This is a genomic window from Variovorax sp. GW821-FHT09B05 (genome assembly GCF_059418265.1).
Map to the genome: position 1 here is coordinate 236,192 of NZ_JBWKPN010000001.1, position 18,271 is coordinate 254,462.

Sequence of the window (18,271 nt, forward strand, 5' to 3'; positions counted from 1 at the left end):
GGTCTGTCGGATCCGGCCGCGGCCAACCCTACCTCGCGGCGAAAAAATTTTCCGGGCTCAGCGCGCCCGCACCTCGACCGTGCCGTCGGGCAGGCGCGCGACCTGCACCGGCAGGATGCGCGGCAGCAGCTCGAGCGCGCGGTCGGTCTGGGCGCTGTCGAAGGTGCCCGAGAGCGCGAGATCGCCGATCGGGCGCGCCGGGTCCTCGCGCAGCCGCACCGGTTCGCGCCGGTAGCGCTGCATCTCGGCCAGCGCCTGCGACAGCGGCGTGCGGCTGAAGACCAGCCGGCCCTGCTGCCAGCCGCCCTCGGCATCGATGTCGACCGGCTGCGCCGCGGCGGGCTGGCCGTTGCCGCTGTCGTTGCCGACGCGCAGCGCGCGCCCCGGCGTCACCAGCGCGGCCTGGGCCTCGCCGGCGCGCCGCACCTCGACCTTGCCCTCGTACACCACCACCTGCACCTCGGCCGGATCGCGGCGCACGTCGAACACCGTGCCCACCACGCGCACCTGGGCCCGGCCCGCATCGACCTCGAAGGGCCGCACCACGGCCTTGGCGACGGCGAAGCGCGCGCGCCCCTGGCGCAGCTCGACGCGGCGGCTGCGCAGGTGCCACGACACCGCGAGCTCGGTGCCGGTGTCGAGCGTCAGGCGGGAGCCGTCGGCCAGCTCGAGCTGGCGGCGTTCGCCGACGGCGCTGGCGAACTGCTCGTGGCGGTAGGCCGGATCGAGCACCCAGAGGCAGGCCAGCATGGCGAAGACCAGCGCCAGCGCCGCGCCCACCGTGCGTCCGGTGCGCCGCGGCGCGGCCTTGGCGCGCGCCGGCGGCAGCGGGAACAGGGCCTTGAGCGTGTCGCGACCGGCGTCGAGCGCTTCGTCGAGCGCGGCGCCGCCGGGCTGCGCGAGCAAACCCGTGGGTTGGCTCGCAGGTTCGCCCGCCATGGCAGGCGATGCGTCGCGGCGCTCAGCCATGGAAATCCACCAACGCACGGGCGCAGGTCTCCATGCCGCGGCGCAGATGCTTCTCGACCGCCTTGACCGAGATGCCCAGGTGCGCCGCCACCTCGGCCTGCGGCAGCTCGTGCACCTTGTGCATCACGAACACCTCGCGGCAGCGCTGCGGCAGCGCCGCGATGGCCTCGGCCAGCACCTCGATGCCCTCGCGCGCGGCGACGATGCGCGCCGGCTCGTGCAGGTCGAGCGCCTCGGGCGGCTCGGCCATCAGCTCGATCAGCGCGTCGCGGCTGCGCTCGGCACGCCAGCGGTCGACCGCGCGACGCTTGGAGAGGATGCGCAGGAAGGCCAGCGGCGTGTGGATCGGCGTGCGCGGCGGCGTCTCGATCAGGTCGGCGCAGACCTCGTGCACGATCTCGCGCGCGGCGCCGCGCTCGCCACGGCCGAAGCTCAGGCGCCGCACGTGGTCCACCAGTTCTTCGTAGTGGCTCACGAGCGCGGCGATCAGCGGGGAGTCGATGGAGTGCTTGTGCGACACGGGCGGCGTGGCGGCGGTGCGGGTGTAAGCGTTTGATTCTAATTGCGAATCGTTTGCAACTTCAAACGGAACCGGAACCGGGTGCGAAGTCGACTGCTACAATTGAGAACCATTCGTATTAAATCCTGAGCGCAGCCAGTCGCTGCGGGGAGATGCCATGTCGGCCGCCGAGTTCGTGCCTCCGCACGAAGTGCAATCGCTCTACAGCAACCACCACGGGTGGCTGCAGGGGTGGCTGCGCCGCAAGCTGGGCTGCCCGCACAACGCGGCCGACCTCGCGCAGGACACCTTCGTGCGCGTGCTCGGCAAGAAGGAGCCGGTGGCCGCCGCCGAGCCGCGCGCCTACCTCGCGACCATCGCCCACGGGCTGGTGGTCGACTTCCACCGCCGCCGCGCGCTCGAGCGCGCCTACCTCGAGACCCTGGCCGCGTTGCCCGAGCCCCAATCGCCCTCGCTCGAAGAGCGCGCGATCGTGCTGGAGGCGCTGAGCGCCATCGACGCGATGCTCGACGGCATGAAGCCCGCGATCCGGCAGGCCTTCATCCTCTCGCAGCTCGAGGGCCTGACCTATGCGCAGATCGCGCAGCGGCTGCAGGTGACGGTGCGCACGGTCAACAACTACATGCTCAAGGCGCTCGAGCATTGCTACCTGCTCGCGCCATGAGCGCCGCGCCGGGCCGCCCCAAGCAAGCTCGCACCGCAGTGCGAAGCACGAAGGTAGTTCAATGAGCTCTTTCGAACTCGACCTGCCCACCGGCCACGAGGCCCGCGTGCGCAAGGAGGCGATCGCCTGGTACGCGCAGCTGTGCTCGGGCGAAGCCACGCCGGCCGACCACGAGGCCTGGCGCCGCTGGCACCGCGCGCATGCGGAACACCGCCGCGCCTGGGAGAAGCTCGAGGCGATGCAGGCCACGCTGCAGCGCGTGCCCGGCCACATCGCGGCCTCGACCCTGCGCGCGGCCGGCGCGGCGCGCACCGACCGCCGGCGCCTGCTGCGCGGCGTCGCGCTGATCGCCTCGGGCGGCGCAGTCGGCTACCTGTCGTGGCAGGTGGCCGATGGGGGCGCGAGCTGGCCCGCGCTGCTGGCCGACTACCGCACCGGCACCGGCAAGCAGCGCAGCATCGACCTCGCCGACGGCTCGAGCCTGCTGCTCAACACGCGCAGCGCGGTCGACGTGGTGTTCGACGACACGCGCCGGCTGATCCGGCTGCGCGAGGGCGAGCTGCTCGCGGAGACCGCGCGCCACCGCGTGCCCGGCAGCCACGACGCGCGTCCCTTCCTGGTCGAGACCGCGCAGGGCCGCATCCTCGCGCTCGGCACCCGCTTCACCGTGCGCAGCGAGGGCGGCATCACGCGCGTCACGGTGCTCGACGACGCGGTCGAGGTCCGGGCCGCGAATGCGCCCGAACGCGCGCTGCGGCTGCAGGCCGGCCAGCAGGTCGACATCGGCAGCGACGGCATGGGCGTGCCGCAGGCGGCCGACGCGGCCTCGGCCGCCTGGGCCCAGGGCAGCCTGGTCGTCAACGACTGGACGCTGCAGGAAGTGGTGGCCGAACTCGCGCGCTACCGGCGCGGCCGGCTGGCCTGCGATCCCGCGGTGGCGAACCTCAAGGTGTCGGGCGCCTTCCCGATCCACGACACCGACAGGGCGCTGTCGGTGATCGCGCGCAGCTTCCCGGTGCGCGTGGCCGGCCTCACGCGCTACTGGGTCTCGCTGGTGCCGGCCTGATTCCTGCGTTCGGGTCCGCGTCAAAAAAATCTTCCGCCGCCTTTCATCTTTTCCGATTTCGTTCGGCCTTCCTCCTGAGAACCATGGCGAGCGCCATGGATTGCAGTTCTGCCGAAGGAATCCCATGCACGCGCACCCGTCCTCACCCACCCCCGTCTCCAAGGCGCTGCTGTGCCTGCTGGCGCTGGCGGCCGCCATGCCCGTCGCGGCGCTGGCCGCCGAGCCGGCCCGGCCCGCCGCGAGCGCCAGCGCGCCCGGCGCCGCGCGCGCCTACCGCATCGAGCCCGGCCCGCTGGCCGCGGTGCTGGGCCGCTTCGCGGCCGCGGCCGGCGTGGCGCTGTCCTTCGATCCCGCCCACACCCGGGACCTGAACTCGCGCGGCCTCGACGGCAGCTTCACGGTGCAGGCCGGCTTCGCCACGCTGCTCGCGGGCACGGGCCTCGAGGCAGTCGAGGGCGGCGCGGGCGAATTCATCCTGCGCCGCTCGGCGAGCGCGCAGGCCGAGCCCGGCGTGATCGAGGGCACCGGCGCGCTGCCCGCCGTGCGCGTGGTGGCGCGCGCGGCACCCGTGCCCGGCGACGCCGACGACCGCTACCAGCCCACGCCCGATGCCTCGACCCTGCGCACCACCGCGCCGGTGCTCGAGATCCCGCAGGTGGTCAACGTGGTGCCCGCGCAGGTGATCCGCGACCAGCGCCCGCGCAACATCGACGATGCGCTCGCCAACGTCAGCGGCATCAACCAGGGCAACACCCTGGCCAGCACGCAGGACACGCTGATGAAGCGCGGCTTCGGCGGCAACCGCGACGGCTCGATCATGCACAACGGCATGCCGCTGGTGCAGGGCCGCGGCCTCAACGCCGCGGCCGAGAGCGTGGAGGTGCTCAAGGGCCCGTCCTCGCTGCTCTACGGCCTGATGGACCCGGGCGGCGTGATCAACGTGGTCAGCAAGAAGCCGCAACTGACCCAGCGCACCGCGCTGTCGCTGGGCGCCTCGGGCTACGCGGGCGGGCGCAACGGCAGCGGCCAGACGCTCGACACCACCGGCCCCATCGGCGAGAACGGCCTGGCCTACCGGCTGATCGTCGACCGCGTCGACGAGGACTACTGGCGCAACTTCGGCACCCACCGCGAGACGCTGGTCGCGCCCTCGCTGGCCTGGTATGGCGAGGACACGCAGGCCGTGCTCTGGTACGAGTACCGCAAGTTCGTGACGCCCTTCGACCGCGGCACCGCGCTCGATCCGCGCACCAAGAGCCCGCTGGACCTGCCCAAGACCCGGCGCCTGGACGAACCCTGGAACGAGATGCGCGGCGAGAGCCACCTGGCCCAGCTCTCGGTCGACCACCAGTTCGGTGGCGGCTGGGCCGGCCACCTGAACCTCAGCTACAACCGCGAGACCTACGATGCCAACCAGCTGCGCCTCACTGGCCTCAACACCACGCGCGGCACGCTCACGCGCAGCAACGACGCCACGCACGGCGCGTTGAGCACCGACAGCTACGCCACCGCTTACGTCGACGGCCGCGTCGAGCTCGGCGGCATGCGCCACGACCTGCAGTTCGGCTGGGACGCCGAGTACCGCAAGATCTACCGCGCCGACCTGCTGCGCCAGGCCGTCACGCGCAGCTTCAGCTACCTCAATCCGGTCTACGGCCTCGAGTTCCCGTCGGCCACCGTGTCGGCCAGCGACAGCGACCAGACCGACAAGCTGCACAACCAGTCGGTCTTCTTCCAGGACTCGATCCATCTCAACGAGCGCTGGATCGCGGTGGCAGGGCTGCGCTACCAGGCCTGGTCGCAGACCGCGGGCCGCGGCCGTCCGTTCAAGGCCAACACCGACACCGACGGCTCCAAGGTGCTGCCGCGCGTGGGGCTGGTCTACAAGTGGAGCGACAGCCTGTCGCTCTACGGCAGCTACACCGAGTCGCTCAAGCCCACCTCGACCATCGCGCCGCTGTCCTCGGGCTACATCGTCGATGCCTCGGTGGCGCCCGAGCAGGGCAAGTCGTGGGAGCTCGGCGCCAAGCTCGACCTGGCCGGCGGCCTCACCGGCACCGTGGCGCTGTTCGACATCCGCAAGAAGAACGTGCTGGTCTCGCAGTTCAACGACGTGACCAAGCTGACCGACTGGCGCACCTCGGGCGCGGCGCGTTCGCGCGGCCTCGAGCTCGACGTGGCCGGCGAACTCGGCAGGAACTGGAGCGCGATCGCGAGCTACGCCTACATCGACGCCAAGACCACCGAAGACCCGCTGTACGCCGGCAACCGCCTGTGGAACGTGGCGCGCCAGACCGCGTCGCTGTCGGCCGTGTACGACTTCGGCCAGGTCTTCGGCGCCGAGGGCCGGCTGCGCGTGGGCGGTGGCGTGCACTACGTGGGCAAGCGGCCCGGCGACTCGGCCAACAGCTTCGTGCTGCCGGGCTACACCACCGCCGATGCCTTCGCCACCTACGACACGCGCATCCATGGCCGCAAGGTCAAGTTCCAGCTCAACGTGAAGAACCTGTTCGACAAGACCTACTACCCCTCGGCCGCGAACACCTACTTCATCTCCATGGGCGACGCGCGCCAGGTGTCGCTGCTCACCACCTTCGAGTTCTAGGCATGAAGGACGCCGCTTCCATCGATCGCCGGTCCGCACTGCTGCGGCTCGCCATACCGCTTGCCGCGGGACTGACCGGCACGGCCGCCTCTGCCGTCGTGCAGGCGGCACCCGGCCGCAAGCTCGTGCTGCTGGTGCAGCGCGGCAGCCCGAACGCGGCGGTCGACGAGCAGGTCGCGCAGCACCTGGGCACGCGCGGCTTCGCGGTCGCCGTGCTCGACCAGGCGGTGGAGCCCGTCGCAGCGGCGGGCGCCGAGCTGGTCGTGATCTCCTCGACCGTGGCCGCGAAGGACGTGCATCCCGGCTGGCGCCAGTTGCCGGTGCCGCTGCTGACCTGGGAGAACGACCTGCTCGACGACCTCGCGATGACCGGCAAGCGGCATGACGTCGATTTCGGCGAGGCGGCGAAGGAACGCTATCTGTGGCTGGTCAACGCACCGCATCCGATGGGCGCGGGCCTGCCGGCCGGCGTGGCCAACGTCTACCAGCGGCAGGCCGGCATGAGCTGGGGCCGGCCCGGACTCGGCGCCACCACCATCGCCACCCTCTACGGCCAGCCCGAGAAGGCGGCCATCTTCGGCTACGAGAAGGGCGCCACCATGGACTACGAGTCGCTCGCGCCCGCGCGCCGCGTGATGGTCTTCCTCGGCAACGACGGCTTCACCAATCTTTCCCCGGCCGGTCGCGCGCTCTTCGACGCGGCCGTGGACTGGGCCGCGGGAGCGCGCTGAATGACGATGCCGACATGGCGCCAGGCCTGGTTCCAGCTGCACTGGCTGCTGGGCATCACCGCGGGCAGCGTGCTGCTCGTGATCGGGCTCAGCGGCGCGGTGCTGTCGTTCCGCGAGGAGCTGATCGATGCGCTCAATCCCGGTGGTCGCCATGTGGCGGTGCAGGACAAGGAAGCGCTCGCGCCACCGCAACTGCTCGCTGCCGTGCGCGAGGCCTTCCCGGGCCGCCAGATCGGCACGCTCGCGCTGTTCGCCGAGCCCGGCGCCGCGGCGCGCGTGATCTTCGCGCCGCCCCCCGGCGAGCGCCGCGGTGACACCGTCTACCTCGATCCCTATGCGGGCCGGCCGCTGCCGCCGCTGGCGGGCGCCGAATTCTTCGAATGGGTTGAGGCGCTGCACCGCTGGCTGCTGCTGCCGCGCGAGCCGGGCCGCGTCGCGGCTGGCGTGCTGGCGATCGGGCTGTTCGTGCTGGCGCTGTCGGGCCTGTACCTGCGCTGGCCGCGGCGGCCGCTCGACTGGCGCGCCTGGTTCACCTTCGATCCGGCACTCAAGGGCCGGCCCTTTCTCTGGGGGCTGCATTCGGTGGCCGGCACCTGCGCCTTGCTGATGTACCTGGTGTTCACCACCACGGGCGTCTACTGGGCCTTCGACGCCGTGCGCGATCGCGTCGATGCCTTCGCGGGCCAGCCGCGCGCGCCTGCGCAGGCACGCAATGCGCCGCGCGTGCGCAACATGCAGCGCGCCGACGCCGGTGCGGTCGACGTGGCGCCCGCCTGGGCCACGTTCCAGCGCCAGGCCGCCGCCAGCGGCTGGAGCGAGGTGATCCTGCGCGTGCCCACGGGCGCCGCGCCCACGGTGCTGTTCACCTGGCTCGATGCGCATCCGGCGCACGAGCGCGCGCGCAACCGCATGACGGTGCGCCTGCCGGGCGGCGAGGTCGCGCAGGACGAGCGCCATGACGCCAAGCCCCTGGGCGGCCGCTTCCTGGCCGCCATCTATCCGCTGCACATGGGCACCTATTTCGGACTGCCGGGACGCATCGCGATGATGCTCGCGGCGCTGATGCTGCCGGTGTTCACGATCACGGGCTGGATGCTCTACCTCGACCGCCGGCGCAAGAAGCGCGGAGTGGCCGCGGAACGCGCGGCGCTCGTTGCCACGGCGGGGGCAGGGCGGCCGTCGACGGGTGCCGCGACAGCGCCCGAAGGCGTGCTCGTGGCCTTCGCCAGCCAGTCGGGCACGGCCGAGGGCATCGCGCTGCGCAGCGCCGCCGCGCTCGAGGCCGGCGGCCTGCGCGTGACCGTGGCTTCGCTCGCGCGGCTCGATCCCGAGCAGTTGCGCCACCACCAGCGCCTGCTGCTGGTGGCCAGCAGCTTCGGCGAAGGCGGCCCGCCCGATGCGGCGCGACACTTCGCGCAGCGGCTGGTGCAGGTCGGCGGCGATGCGCTCGCGCACCTGCGCTACGGCCTGCTGGCGCTCGGCGACCGGCACTACGCGCGCTTCTGCGGCTTCGGCCATGCGCTCGACCATGCGCTGGTGGCGGCGGGCGCGCAGTCGCTGTTTCCGATGATCGAGGTCGACAACGGCGACACGGCCGCGCTTGCGCGCTGGCGCCGGCAACTGGTGACGTTGCGCGGCGCCGATGCGGGGCCAGCCGAGGCGCTGGCCGATGAACCTCTCGCGCCCGCGTTCGAACCCTGGACCTTGAGCGCGCGCCGGCTGCTGAATCCCGGCAGCCTCGGTGCGCCGCTCTACGAGATCGAACTCGCCGCGCCGCCCGATGCGGCCGCCGCGTGGCGGCCCGGCGCCTTGGCCGAACTGCAGCCGCGGCTCGCGGCCGACACGGTGGCGGCCCTGTTGCGTGCCACGTCGTGGACAGCGGATGCACCCGTCGTCTTCCAAGGCCGGCACTGCACGCTCGCCGAGGCCCTGGCCCGCAGCGCCGTGCCCGCGCCGCAGGTCCTGGTGCAAGGCCTCGATGCGCAGGCGCTGGCCGATGCGCTGGTGCCGCTGGCCACGCGCCGCTATTCGATCGCGAGCCTGCCCTCGGAAGGCCCCGTGCGGCTGCTGGTGCGGCAGGCGCGCCACGAGCAGGGCCTGGGCATCGCCTCGGGCTGGCTCACTGCGCATGCGCCGTTGATGGCACAGGTGCCGCTGCGCCTGCTCGCCAATCCCGGCTTCGCGCCCGTGGCCGACGATCGCCCCTGCATCTTCGTGGGCAACGGCTCGGGTTATGCCGGCCTACGCGGCCATCTGCGCGAGCGCATCGAGCGCGGCCATCGGCGCAACTGGCTGGTGTTCGGCGAACGCCAGCTGGCGCGCGACGCCTTCTTCATGGACGAGCTGCGCCACTGGCAGGCCGCGGGCCAGGTCGAACGCGTCGACCTCGCGTTCTCGCGCGACCATGCGCCGCGCATCTACGTGCAGGACCGCCTGCGCGAGCACGCGGGCGACCTGCGCCGCTGGGTGGGCGAGGGCGCCGCGATCTTCGTCTGCGGCAGCCTGCACGGCATGGCGGCGGGCGTGGACGAGGCGCTCGAGGCCGCGCTGGGGCGTGCCACGCTCGACGACTTGATCGCCGAAGGGCGTTACCGGCGCGACGTGTACTGAGAAGGCGCGCGCGGAGGCGGCGCTTCAGCCGCCGTTCAGCTTGATCGGCAAGCTCGGGGCTTTGGCCATTCTTTCGCGCATGCCCGAGCTTTCCCGTCCTTCCGCCCCCGCCCACCTGTCCATCGAGGGCCTGCGTGCGTTGCACGTCGGCCCCATCGCGCTGCAGGCCGCGCGCGGCGAATGCATCGCCATCCTCGGTCCCTCGGGTTCGGGCAAGAGCGTGTTCCTGCGGCTGGTGGCCGACCTCGACCCGGGCGAGGGCCGCGTGGTGCTCGACGGCATCGATCGCGCGGCGCTGTCGGGTCCCGAATGGCGCCGGCGCGTGATCTACCAGGCGGCGGAGCCGGCGTGGTGGGGCATGGGCGTGGCCGAGCACTTCCCGGCCGGCCTCGATCGCGACATGCTCGCGGGATGGATCGCGGAGCTGGGCCTGCCGCGCGACGTGCTTCAGGCCGACATCGCGCGGCTGTCGACCGGCGAGCGCCAGCGGCTGGCCCTGCTGCGCTCGCTCGCGCACCGCCCCATGGTGCTGCTGCTCGACGAACCCACCGCCTCGCTCGACCCCGCCACCACGCTCGCGGTCGAAGCGCTGCTGGCGCGCGAACAGGCCGCGGGGCTGACGCTGCTCTGGGTCACGCATTCCCATGAGCAGGCCGCGCGCGTCGCGGCACGTCATCTCGAACTGAACGCGGGCCGGCTGCAGCCGGCAGGGAGCGTCGCATGAACCCCATCCACCTCGACGCCACCGATCTGGTGCTGGCCACGGTGCTGGTGCTGCTGAACGCGCTCGCCTCGCTGCTGCTGGGGCTGCAACTGCATCGGCAGGTGTTGTGGGCGGCCGCGCGCATGGTGGTGCAGTTGCTGCTGGTGGGGCTGGTGCTGCGCTTCGTGTTCGCGGCGGCTTCGCCGGGCGCCACCCTGGCCATCGTGCTGCTGATGATCCTGGCCGCGGCGCGCGAGGTGGCGGTGCGGCCCGCGCATCGGTTGCGCGGCGGCGGCAACTTCGGCATCGGCGCGGCGGCCGTGGGCGTGTCGAGCGTGGCGACGGTGGTGCTGGCGCTGATGACCGCGATCCGGCCGCAGCCCTGGTACGACCCGCGCTATGCGATCCCGCTGATGGGCATCGTGCTCGGCAGCGTGCTCAATTCGGCCAGCCTCGGGCTCGACAGCTTCTTCGAGGGCGTGACCGAGGGGCGCGCGCGCATCGAGGCCCGGCTGGCGCTGGGCGCGACCATTCACCAGGCGATGGCGGCGCTGATCCGCTCGTCCATCCGCAAGGGGATGATCCCGATCGTCAATCAGATGTCGGCGGCCGGCGTGATCACCTTGCCCGGCATCATGACCGGCCAGCTGCTCGCGGGCATGGACCCGGTCGAGGCCGCGAAGTACCAGATCCTGCTGCTGTTCCTGCTGACCGGCGCCGGCGGCGTGGCGGCGGCCGGCGCGGTCTACCTGGCGGCGCGCTCGCTGACCGACGACCGGCAGCGGCTGCGCGCCGATCGCCTGCGCTGAACCGATCATGCGGATGCCGCCATCTTTACCTGCTGTTTTCAATCCATCCGGCAGTTTTGCAACTGCGCTGCATCATGCTTTTGGAGAGCGCGCCGCACCGCGGCGGCCACCGTATAGCCCCATCGACCATGCCCATGCCTGCTGAAAAACACCGGGAAGCAACGCTCGACGACGCCACCATCCAGCGGCGCCTCGAGGACGCGGACATCCGCGTCAACCCCGAGCGCCTGCAGATCCTCGGCCGGCTGATGTCGAACGCGGGCCAGGCCTGCACGGCCCAGGAGCTCTATCCGCACGGGGTCGAGGAATCGAATGCCGCCGCGGTGTCGCGCGTGTACCGCACGCTGCACCTGCTCGAGAAGAAGCGGGTGATCGAGCGGCGGGTGCGGCAGGTGCGCGGGCGGCCCGTGTTCACCTACCTCTATGGCGAGGAGAGCGCCTCGTCGCGCATCCGCTTCCAGTGTCGAAGCTGCGGTGCCAGCGTGATCGCCGACGACATCCAGTTGCGCGAGCAGGTCGCGAAGGTCGGGGCCGACCAGGGACTGCCCGTGGCCTCGAAGGAGGACATCGTGGTGTGGATCGCGTGCAACCGCTGCAGCGCGGGCACGCCGGACTGAACTACTCGACGCGCGCGGCCGTCTCCGACCACCAGCCGCGCAGCACCCAGTAGAGCGGCGGCAGCATCAGCACGGCGCACAGCCAGGCATGGCGCGCGCCCTCCTCGAAGAAGGGCGCCACGGTCAACGCCCAGGCCACGCCGTCGTCGCGCAGCTCGGGGATGCGCAGCAGGTCGGCCACGCTGTAGAGCAGCAACTGGATCGCGAGCAGGGCCAGCAGCAGCGCCGAGACCCGAAACGCCAGCAGCAGCCGCGCGCGCAGGTGCAGCCACTTCCACGCGGGCAGCAGCAGCCCGGTGGCCGCGACGCCCAGCAGCACGCCCAGCGCGGCATCCACCATGCCGGCGCGCGCGCCGATCGCGCGCACGAAGACCGCGATCTCGAGCGATTCGCGAAAGGCCGACAACGCCACGAAGGCGACGACCAGGAAGGGCGCGGCCGGGCTGTCGAGCCAGGCTTCGTGGAACAGGTGGACGCGGCCGCGGATCTGCCGCACCGAAGCGGCCATGCTCGTCGCCATGAACAGGATGCCGATCGCCATCAGGGTGCTGAGGCCGGCGCTGACGTTGCGGTCGACCGAGGCGTCCATCAGCAGCACCGACAGCGCCGCGGCCGGCGCGAGCCCCAGGCCCAGGCCCCAGCCGACGTACTTGAGCAGCGAGAAGCGCCGCGACTCGCGCAGGCAGACATGCAGCGAGCCCACGATCAGGATCAGCTCGGCGAGCTCGCGCAGGGTGATGGCGAAGGCGTCAAACATCGGTGAGTCCGCGCGGCGTCGAGATGACAACGATTCTCATTGTTAAAGTATCGCATGGCCCTCCTCGAACGGCCGCGTGCGACACTGCCGTCGCGCCTTCGACAACACAAACAGCGCTCAGCAGCACTCAGGGGTATCGCCGTGGCCGTGAACGATCAAGAAATTCTCAGCATCGTCGACCGGGCCGTCGACGAGTTCAACGGCGACCTCGACGACCTCGAAAGCGCGATCGGCATGCTGCTGCTCGGGCGCCACTACGGCTGGCGCGTGGTGCTGCTGATCCACAGCCCGACCACCGTTCGCAAGTACCTGAAGATCCTCGGCCTGAAGAACCTGCGCGACGTGCTGCCCGAGGTCGGCGTGCTCGCGCACCGTTCGAACGCCTGGCGCCTGCTCGACGGCACCAAGAACTTCTGGAAGGTCGTGCGCGGCCAGATCAGCGGCGTGCGCTCCGCGCGGGTCGAGAAGACCCCGAGCAAGCCCTCCTGAACCCTTCGATTCGTCTGGATCCGGGACGCCCCGGAGGGGTGGCCGCGCGCGCTTGCGTGGCATTTCCCCAACACGAAAGTAGTTCTCCTGAAGACTACTGACCCTTGGCTTTCAGAGCCGACGCCTTCCGTTTATCTCCTTTGAATCTGGATCGGATGGCTCGCATCGCGCTGAATCAGTAGCACTTGACAGTACTACTACCTGCTTCTACATTTGCTCGAAATTGCGAATCGTTCGTATTTCCGTCTCTTTCGCGGCCGCGATCAGAAGGGGGAGGTGGCAGCGGCGATGCGCTCTTTCGCACCCGGCGCGAATGCGCCTTCTCTTCCCTTCATCAGTTCCAAATGAACAAGTCACGCAGCCCGCGCCTTCCGGGCATGGCACCCGCGATCGCGCCCAGCGCCGTCGTCCGGGCGATTCACCTGCTCACCGCCGGCGCCACCCTGGCCCTCGGCGCATCCACCGCCTGGTCGCAGACCGCCGACGGCAGCAACTCGCTGCCGCCCATCACCGTCACGGGCACCGAGCAGGGCTACGCCGCCAAGCGCAGCACCACCGCCACCAAGACCGACACGCCGCTGCGCGACACGCCGCAGTCGATCAGCGTGGTGACCAGCGACGAGCTGCGCGACCGCGCGGTGCAGAGCATTGCCGAGGCCGCGCGCTACGTGCCGGGCGTGGGCTTCGCGCAGGGCGAGGGCAACCGCGAGACGCCGATCTTCCGCGGCATCAGCACCACCGGCGACTTCTTCATCGACGGCATCCGCGACGACGTCCAGTACTACCGCGACCTCTACAACATCGAGCGCGTGGAGGTGTTCAAGGGCCCGAACGCGATGATCTTCGGCCGCGGCGCCACCGGCGGGCTGATCAACCGCGTGAGCAAGCAGCCCGAGTGGACGCCGTCCTACGGCGCCTCGGTCACGCTCGGTTCGCACAGCAACCGCCGCCTGACGGCGGACATCAACCAGCCGATCAACGACCAGCTGTCGTTCCGCCTCAACGGCCTGTACGAGAACTCGAAGAGCTACCGCGACGGCGTCTGGCTCGAGCGCTCGGGCATCAACCCGACCCTGAGCTGGCGCCCGAGCGCGAAGACGCTGGTGACGCTGGGCTACGAGCACTTCAAGGACAACCGTATCGCCGACCGCGGCATCACCTCGTTCCGCGGCGTGCCGGTGGTCACCGATCCCTCGACCTTCTTCGGCAACGCGGCCGGCAGCCCGACCTGGTCCTCGCTCGATGCCTTCAACGCACTCGTCGAGCATGAGTTCGACAACGGCGTGGTGCTGCGCAACCGCACGCGCTGGTCCGAGCAGGACAAGTTCTACCGCAACGTGTTCCCCGGCGCGGTCAACGCGCTCGGCACCACGGTGGCGATCAGCGCCTACGACAACGCGACCACGCGCAAGAGCTTCTTCAACCAGACCGACGTCAGCTTCACGCTGAACACCGGCGCGGTGAAGCACAAGTTCCTCGTGGGCGCGGAGATCGGCAAGCAGGACACCGACAACTTCCGCAACACCGGCTACTTCAACAACACGGCCACCAGCGTGAACGTGCCGCTGTGGCTGCCGACGACCTACGCGCCGGTGTTCTACCGCCAGTCCGCCACCGATGCCAACAACAGCGGCACCGCCAAGGTCGCGGCCCTTTACGTGCAGGACCAGATCGAGCTGACGCCGCAGTTCCAGCTGATCGCGGGCCTGCGCTACGACCGCTTCCGCGTCGACTTCCAGAACAACCGCAATGGCGACCGCTTCAAGACCAACGACGACCTCGTGTCGCCGCGCCTGGGCGTGATCTACAAGCCGGTCGAACCGCTGTCGCTGTACGCGAACTACAGCATCGCCTACCAGCCGCGCGCGGGCGACCAGCTGTCCTCGCTCACGCTGAGCTCGTCGGCGCTCAAGCCCGAGAAGTTCAAGAACTACGAGATCGGCGCCAAGTGGGACGTGCTGCCCGCGCTCGCGGCCACCGCCGCGCTCTACCGCCTCGACCGCTCCAACGTGGTGGTGCTCGACCCCACCGACCCGACCGGCGCGCGCACCATCCTCAGCGACGGCCAGCGCACCCAGGGCTTCGAGCTCGGCCTCAGCGGCAACATCACGCCGGCCTGGAGCGTCTCGGGCGGCTACTCCTACACCGACGCCAAGTTCAAGGCCGACACCTCGGCCACGATCCGCGCCGGCGCGCGCGTGGGCCAGGTGCCCAAGCACACCTTCGCGCTGTGGAACCGCTACGACTTCACGCCGATGTGGGGCGCGGGCGCCGGCGTGATCCACCAGGCCAAGATGTTCGCGTCGAGCGAGCAGATCGTGACCAACGCGGCACCGTTCCCGAACGTGGTGCTGCCGGGCTACACGCGCGTCGACGCGGCCGTGTTCTTCACGCTCAACCGCAACGTGCAGATGCAGCTGAACGTCGAGAACCTGTTCAACCGCAAGTACTTCCTCAACGCGAACAGCAACACCAACATCACGCCGGGCGCGCCGCGCTCGTTCCGCGTGTCGCTGAACGCGAAGTTCTGATGCGCGCGGCCGGCGGGCTTCATCGCCCGCCGGCCGTGTCCGCCTGCGAGCCGAAGGTTTCAGGAGCCCGATGATGAATCCACCCACGAGCCCGCCGTGGCAGCCCGACGCGATGACCCGCCTCGTCAACCGCAAGGCGGGCCTGCGCCATCCGGCGTTCGGACCGCACTCCGGCGTCACCGACCGCAACCAGCTGCAGCACGACCGCATCCTCGCGGCCATGGCCGAGTCCGAGGGCGGCAACCTGCATCCGCGCGACCTGCACCGCAGGCTCACGCAACGGGGCACGCCGATGAACATGTCGGCCATCTATTCGGCGCTCAAGCGGCTGGCGGCCGAGGGCGCGATCCAGCATCTGCTGGTGGAGCGCAACGGCCGCGCCGTCTCGACCTACAGCCTGCCCGACAGCGATGCCTGCGACGCCGCGGGCCGGCTGGTCTGCACCGGCTGCCGGCGCTGGGTCGACCTCCGCGGCACGGGCCTGCTGTCGCGGCTCATCGCCGATGCCTGCAAGACCCACGTACCGGCGGCCTCGGTGGAGGCCGTCGAAGTGCAGGTGCTGTGCGAAGCCTGCCGCGAAGCGCGGGACGACTGAGCTTCGCGTTGCCGCCGAACCGCCTCACCAGCGGTGCGTGTAGCTCAGCTTCAGCACGGCACCGGGGGCCGGCAGGCGGCTCGTGTTGTTGTTGCTGCGAAGCAGCTGGCTGTAGAGCGGGAAGTACTTCCGGTTGAAGAGGTTCTCCACGCCGATCGCCAGGCTGTTCTTGTCGTCGATCTTCCAGCGGCTGATCAGGTCGACCGTGGTGTAGCCGCTGGTGTCGCGGCGCCCGAAGCTGCTCACGCCATCGAGGCGGTAGTCCTTGCCCGAATACGAGGTCGCCTGCAGCCGGTGGCTCCACCGGCCGTCGGGCTTGTACTCGACATAGGCCGTCAGCTTGAGCGGCGGGATGCGGTAGCCGGTCATGTCCTGGTAGCGCGCGGCGCCCTGCGGCAGCTCGCGGCCCTTCATCCAGGTGAAGCTGCCGCCCAGGGCCCAGCGCTCGTCGTCGCTGAAGTAGTCGAGCGCGCCTTCGAGGCCATGGATGCGCTCCTTGGTGCGCAGCAGGTTCAGCCCGTTGTTGAAGCTCTGCACGGCGCCGAGGTCCGACTGCGACTGGAAGGCCGCGAGGTTCGCGACCACGTTGGAGAAGCGGCCGCGCCATCCGAGCTCGAAGGTGTCGGTCTTGACCGGCTGCAGGTCGGAGCCCGCGATGTTGAAGGCCGGCGTGGCATTGCGCACCTGCAGGCCGATGTCGGGCAGCTCGAAGCCCTGGCTGTACGACAGGTAGAGGTCGTGCGCCTTGGTCGGGTTGAAGACCAGGCCCGCGTTGTAGGTCCAGCCCTTGTAGTCGACCGCGCCGCCATTGACCGGGCGCGGATTGGCCACGCGCGATTGCGACAGCGGCACGAAGCTGTCGAAGCGCGTGCGGGCGCGGTCGTAGCGCACGCCGCCTTCGACCGACCACCGGTCGTCGAAACGGTGCTGCAGCTGGGCGAAGCCGCCGAGGCTGCGCGTGGTGATCGGCGGCATGAAGATGCGCGAGCCGGTCTTGAGGAAGCGCAGGCCGCCGCTCAGGTCGTACAGGCGCGGGTCGAACACGTCCAGCGGCATGTCGCTGCGTTCCTGGTTGAAGTCGGCGCCCCAGGTCAGTTGCGTCTTCTTGTCCGCGCCCAGCGGCGTCTTGATGGTCAGCCGGCCGCCGTAGACCTCGGAGTTCTGCGTGACCTGGTCCACGTTGGCGCCGCGCACCGACACGCCGCGCGCATCGAAGGGCGCGAAGCGGGTGAAGAAGTCGCGGTAGTAGAACTGCGCGGCCAGCGAGCTGCCGGCGATGTCGCGGTGCTGGTAGTCGATGCCCACCAGCGTGTTCTTCACGCGGTTCTGCTCGGCCAGTTGCAGCCCGCGCAGCGGCCGGGCCGCGGCGCTGCCCGCGGGCAGCTTCGCCACCGAGGGATCGGAGCCGTAGTCGGTGTCCTGCTTCGCGTCGTAGTGGCTCGCGGACAGCTGCAGCCGCTGGTTCGCATCGATGCGCCAGCCGATCTTGGCCGAGGCGCTGTAGATGTTCGAGTCGAACAGGTCACCCTGGCTCGGCTCGGGCGCGATGCGGTTGCCCCGCGCGTCATAGGAGGCGCCGACGCGGCGCGCGCCGAGGCTCAGCGTGTAGTCGATCTTCTCGCCCGCGCCCGACAGGTAGTGCTGCACCTCGCCACCGAAGCCCGCCGAACCGATGCGCGACAGCGGCGTCACGCCGGTCACCGTGGTCTCGGCGCGCGTCTGCCCGTCGGGCTGGCGCGTGCGGATGGAGACGATGCCGCCGGCCGCGCCGCTGCCGTAGATCGCGCTGCTGCCGCGCAGCACCTCGATCTGTTCGACGTCGGCCGGGTTGACGTTGGCCAGGTTGCGCGAGGAGTCGCGGTTGGTGTTGAGCGGGATGCCGTCGACCAGCACCAGCATGTTGCGCCCGCGCAGGGTCTGGCCGTAGTCGGTGATGGTGTGGCTGGAGTCGGCCATGCCCGGCACCACCTTGCTCAGCAGGGTGGCCACGCTGTCGGAACCCTGGCGCAGGCCCTCGAGCTCCTGGCGTTCGATCACCGTGACCTGGCGCGTGGGCGCCATCAGGTTGCTCTGCGTGCGGTCGGTCACCGTGATCGGTGCCAGCGCATCGCCCGGGATCGCGGGTTCGACGGCCGGTGCTGCGGCACCCGAAGGCGTGGGACGGCCGGCCGGTGCCGCCGCATCGGCCGCCTCCAGCGTGAAGTTGCCGCCGCCCAGCGCGCGCGTGCGCAGGCCGCTGCCGGCCAGCAGGCGGTCGAAGCCTTCCTGCACCGCGAACGCGCCGCGCAGGCCCGGCGTCGAGAGGCCGCGCGTGCGTGCCAGGTCCATGCTGAGGTTGACGCCGGCCTGGCCCGCGAAATTCAGCAGCGCGGGGCCCAGCGGGCCGGCGGGAATGTCGTAGCGCGCGGGGGCCTGGGCCACGGCGGGATCGGCGGCCCGGGCCAGCGGCGCGGCCAGCGTGCCGCACAGGCCGAGCAGGCACAGCGCGCCGCGCACGCTGCGCACGAGCGGGCGCGGCGGCGCCGCGCGGAGGGTTCGGGAGGCGGAAGGGCGGGGCCGTTCGGTCATGAAGAGGGGTCCTGTCGTCGGTCGTTGAAAGCGGGTC

The 18,271-nt window shown here is 70.8% G+C and carries 15 protein-coding genes; 11 read left to right on the top strand and 4 right to left on the bottom strand.

Going from position 1 to position 18,271, the window contains the following annotated elements; all coding sequences use genetic code 11:
• Window positions 1-57: 57 nt before the first annotated feature.
• Both AC07RM_RS00930 and AC07RM_RS00935 read right to left on the bottom strand, forming a co-directional pair.
• Window positions 58-939 carry a FecR family protein gene (locus AC07RM_RS00930; RefSeq protein ID WP_495332283.1) on the bottom strand — a complete coding sequence of 294 codons (882 nt, stop codon included), beginning with the start codon at window positions 937-939 and terminating at the stop codon, window positions 58-60.
• A 22-nt stretch (window positions 940-961) separates the two neighbouring features.
• Complete coding sequence (locus tag AC07RM_RS00935) at window positions 962-1,489, bottom strand: RNA polymerase sigma factor (RefSeq protein ID WP_495315470.1); 528 nt, start codon at window positions 1,487-1,489, stop codon at window positions 962-964.
• A 157-nt stretch (window positions 1,490-1,646) separates the two neighbouring features.
• Between AC07RM_RS00935 and AC07RM_RS00940 the strand changes: the two genes are divergently transcribed.
• The 8 genes from AC07RM_RS00940 (at window position 1,647) to AC07RM_RS00975 (ending at window position 11,294) form a co-directional block, all read left to right on the top strand.
• Window positions 1,647-2,153, top strand: coding sequence for a sigma-70 family RNA polymerase sigma factor (locus tag AC07RM_RS00940; RefSeq protein ID WP_208510176.1), 507 nt, complete (start codon window positions 1,647-1,649; stop codon window positions 2,151-2,153).
• A 61-nt stretch (window positions 2,154-2,214) separates the two neighbouring features.
• The gene (locus tag AC07RM_RS00945; RefSeq protein WP_495332284.1) at window positions 2,215-3,219 is read left to right on the top strand and encodes a FecR domain-containing protein; all 1,005 of its coding nucleotides are present in this window, start codon (window positions 2,215-2,217) and stop codon (window positions 3,217-3,219) included.
• 124 nt (window positions 3,220-3,343) lie between these two features.
• Window positions 3,344-5,824, top strand: coding sequence for a TonB-dependent siderophore receptor (locus AC07RM_RS00950; RefSeq protein ID WP_495332285.1), 2,481 nt, complete (start codon window positions 3,344-3,346; stop codon window positions 5,822-5,824).
• 2 nt (window positions 5,825-5,826) lie between these two features.
• Window positions 5,827-6,555 carry a hypothetical protein gene (locus AC07RM_RS00955; RefSeq protein WP_495332286.1) on the top strand — a complete coding sequence of 243 codons (729 nt, stop codon included), beginning with the start codon at window positions 5,827-5,829 and terminating at the stop codon, window positions 6,553-6,555.
• Window positions 6,556-6,561: 6 nt separating this feature from the next.
• Window positions 6,562-9,165 (top strand): PepSY domain-containing protein, encoded by a 2,604-nt coding sequence (locus AC07RM_RS00960; protein ID WP_495333399.1) that lies wholly within the window; start codon window positions 6,562-6,564, stop codon window positions 9,163-9,165.
• Window positions 9,166-9,244: 79 nt separating this feature from the next.
• Window positions 9,245-9,889 (top strand): ABC transporter ATP-binding protein, encoded by a 645-nt coding sequence (locus AC07RM_RS00965; RefSeq protein ID WP_093349912.1) that lies wholly within the window; start codon window positions 9,245-9,247, stop codon window positions 9,887-9,889.
• Window positions 9,886-10,677: an ABC transporter permease gene (locus AC07RM_RS00970; RefSeq protein WP_495332287.1), complete on the top strand. Its 792-nt coding sequence runs from the start codon at window positions 9,886-9,888 to the stop codon at window positions 10,675-10,677. The genes AC07RM_RS00965 and AC07RM_RS00970 overlap by 4 nt, the downstream gene beginning before the upstream one ends.
• Before the next feature lie 134 nt (window positions 10,678-10,811).
• The gene (locus AC07RM_RS00975) at window positions 10,812-11,294 is read left to right on the top strand and encodes a transcriptional repressor (RefSeq protein ID WP_495332288.1); all 483 of its coding nucleotides are present in this window, start codon (window positions 10,812-10,814) and stop codon (window positions 11,292-11,294) included.
• Between the two features lies 1 nt (window position 11,295).
• On the opposite strand, the gene AC07RM_RS00980 is transcribed toward AC07RM_RS00975, so the two are convergent.
• Window positions 11,296-12,051 carry an FTR1 family protein gene (locus tag AC07RM_RS00980; RefSeq protein WP_495332290.1) on the bottom strand — a complete coding sequence of 252 codons (756 nt, stop codon included), beginning with the start codon at window positions 12,049-12,051 and terminating at the stop codon, window positions 11,296-11,298.
• Window positions 12,052-12,198: 147 nt separating this feature from the next.
• Here AC07RM_RS00980 and AC07RM_RS00985 point away from each other — a divergent pair, with 147 nt between their 5' ends.
• The 3 genes from AC07RM_RS00985 (at window position 12,199) to AC07RM_RS00995 (ending at window position 15,666) form a co-directional block, all read left to right on the top strand.
• On the top strand, window positions 12,199-12,540 hold the full coding sequence (locus AC07RM_RS00985; protein WP_057589884.1) for a hypothetical protein: 342 nt from the start codon (window positions 12,199-12,201) through the stop codon (window positions 12,538-12,540).
• 344 nt (window positions 12,541-12,884) lie between these two features.
• Complete coding sequence (locus AC07RM_RS00990) at window positions 12,885-15,071, top strand: TonB-dependent receptor (RefSeq protein ID WP_495332292.1); 2,187 nt, start codon at window positions 12,885-12,887, stop codon at window positions 15,069-15,071.
• Window positions 15,072-15,144: 73 nt separating this feature from the next.
• Window positions 15,145-15,666, top strand: a complete 522-nt coding sequence (locus AC07RM_RS00995; RefSeq protein WP_490877871.1) for a hypothetical protein — start codon at window positions 15,145-15,147, stop codon at window positions 15,664-15,666.
• Window positions 15,667-15,690: 24 nt separating this feature from the next.
• Here the strand turns inward: AC07RM_RS00995 and AC07RM_RS01000 are convergent, their stop codons facing one another.
• On the bottom strand, window positions 15,691-18,234 hold the full coding sequence (locus tag AC07RM_RS01000) for a TonB-dependent receptor (protein ID WP_495332293.1): 2,544 nt from the start codon (window positions 18,232-18,234) through the stop codon (window positions 15,691-15,693).
• Window positions 18,235-18,271: the final 37 nt, after the last annotated feature.